The following is a 2,269-nucleotide window of genomic DNA, read 5'->3' on the forward strand; positions in this document are numbered from 1 at the left end:
CCGCCGTGAACGCCGCCGGACGGATCAGCCCCCGCGACGCCGGACTCTACAACGACGACCAGGCGGCAGCGTGGGAACGGATCACCTCTTTCGTGCACCGGCACGGCACCGCCGACACCAAGATCGGCACCCAGCTCGCGCACGCCGGCCGGAAGGCATCCTCCTACTGGCCGTTCTCCGGCAAGAAGGGCACCGTGGCTGCCGGCGACGGCGGCTGGCCCACCGTTGGTCCCGGCACCGGAGCCTTTGACGGCTACGAGGCCCCCTCGGCAATGACGGAGCAGGAGATCGACGGCGTGATCGCCGATTTCGCCGATGCTGCTGTCCGGGCCGTCGGAGCCGGCTTCGACACGATCGAGATCCATGGCGCCCACGGCTACCTCCTGCACCAGTTCCAGAGCCCGCTGGTCAACGACCGCACCGACCGCTGGGGCGGCGACGAGGCCGGGCGGAACCGGCTGACCCTCGCCGTGGTCGACGCCGTGCGAAACGTCATTCCAGACTCCATGCCGCTGCTGCTCCGGATCTCCGCCTCTGACTGGGCCGAAGGCGGCATCGACGTCGAAGCGTCGGTTCGGATGGCCAGGGCGGCCTCGGAACGCGGCGTGGACCTCGTGGACGTTTCCAGCGGTGGCGCCGTCGACTACCAGCAGATCCCGGTGGGACCGGGTTACCAGACCGGCTTTGCCGCTCGGATCCGCCGGGAAACCGGGGTCAGGACCGGCACCGTGGGACTGCTGACCTCCGCCGGCCAGGCCGAGCACGCTGTTGCGACCGGCCAGGCTGACGGTGTCTTCATCGCCCGTGCCGCCCTGCGCGATCCGCACTGGTGGCTGCGGGCAGCGTTCGAACTTGGCGAGGATCTGGCGTGGCCGCCGCAGTACGAACGGGCCATTCCCCGCCACACCTTCTAACGGGGGTATCTTCCGGCGGAGGTACGCCTTGCGGACGATCCCTTCCGCGCCCCGGGGCGGTTAGTCTAACGACATGACTTTGCAGCAACCGCATCCGCACGCCCCTGAAAACCAGCCGGGGGCGCCCGTTCCCGCGCTGTCCCTGCGCGGGCTCGCCAAGCGCTTCGGTGACAAGATCGCCGTCGACGGCATCAGCCTGGACATCCCGGCCGGTTCCTTCTACGGGATCGTCGGCCCGAACGGCGCCGGCAAGACCACCACACTGTCGATGGCCACAGGACTGCTGCGGCCCGAGTTCGGCACCGCGCTGGTGCACGGAGTGGATGTCTGGAAGCACCCGCTGGAGGCCAAGAAGCTGATGGGCATCCTGCCGGACGGCGTCCGGCTCTTTGACCGGCTGACCGGCGAGCAGCTGGTGAGCTACGCCGGGCTGCTGCGCGGCATGGAGAAGGACGTCGTGGCCGAACGCGTCAGGGAACTGCTCGCCGCCCTGGACCTGACCCCTGACGCCGGAACGCTTGTGGTGGACTACTCCGCCGGCATGACCAAGAAGATAGCCCTCGCTTCCGCGCTGATCCACGCGCCCCGCCTGCTGGTCCTCGATGAGCCGTTTGAATCCGTGGATCCCGTCTCGGCCGCCAACATCCGCGACATCCTGGACCGGTACGTGGCGTCCGGCGGCACCGTCATTGTCTCCAGCCATGTGATGGACCTGGTCCAGCGGATGTGCGACCACGTCGCCGTCGTTGCCGCCGGGCGGGTCCTCGCTGCCGGGACGGTGGACGCGGTCCGCGCGGGCGCGTCCCTCGAGGACCGCTTCGTCCAGCTGGTCGGCGGCCGCAACCACACGGAGGGGCTGGAATGGTTGCGCACCTTCTAAGGCTCAAGCTGACACTGCTGCGCAACAGCGTCCGGCGCAGCCCCTGGCAGCTGGTGGGCCTTGGCATCGGCACGCTCTATGCGCTGGGACTCGTGGCGCTCGGCATCACGGGGCTGCTGCTCCTCCGCGGCGCGGACGCCGGCCTGGCACAGACCGTGGTGGTGCTGGGCGGTGCCGCGGCGCTGCTGGGGTGGGCCGTTATCCCGGTCGCCGCCTCAGCTGCCGACATGACCCTCGACCCGGCACGGTTCACCACCTTCGCCGTGCCGATGCCGCAGTTGCTGGCCGGGCTGGCGCTCGGCGGGCTGATTGGCATCCCGGGCACGGCGACCGCGCTGGTGGCCCTCGGCACGGTCGGGACCTGGTCCCGGAGCCTCCCCGGCGCGGCGGGCGCCCTCATCGGCGCGGTCCTCGGGGTGCTGAGCTGCATCGTGCTCTCCAAAGTGGTCACCACCGCCACGGCAGGTCTGGCGAG

The 2,269-nt window shown here is 70.1% G+C and carries 2 protein-coding genes and 1 pseudogene (1 of these 3 cut by a window edge); all 3 read left to right on the top strand.

The window, feature by feature from the left end; translation table 11 throughout:
* On the top strand, nucleotides 1-914 hold a 914-nt coding region (locus K789_RS0112975; protein WP_024367125.1), incomplete at its 5' end, for an oxidoreductase.
* Nucleotides 915-987: 73 nt separating this feature from the next.
* Nucleotides 988-1,794 carry an ABC transporter ATP-binding protein gene (locus tag K789_RS0112980; RefSeq protein WP_024367126.1) on the top strand — a complete coding sequence of 269 codons (807 nt, stop codon included), beginning with the start codon at nucleotides 988-990 and terminating at the stop codon, nucleotides 1,792-1,794.
* Nucleotides 1,776-2,269: pseudogene (locus K789_RS23060) on the top strand (transporter) (it continues 1,086 nt past the right edge of the window). The gene K789_RS0112980 and the pseudogene K789_RS23060 overlap by 19 nt, the downstream one beginning before the upstream one ends.

Origin of the sequence: Arthrobacter sp. TB 26, assembly GCF_000427315.1 — a bacterium.
Taxonomy (GTDB): domain Bacteria; phylum Actinomycetota; class Actinomycetes; order Actinomycetales; family Micrococcaceae; genus Arthrobacter.

What these genes read in the sequence shown, in the direction of transcription:
- K789_RS0112980 (WP_024367126.1), top strand. Translation starts at nt 988, where the DNA reads ATGACTTTGCAGCAACCGCATCCGCACGCCCCTGAAAACCAGCCGGGG.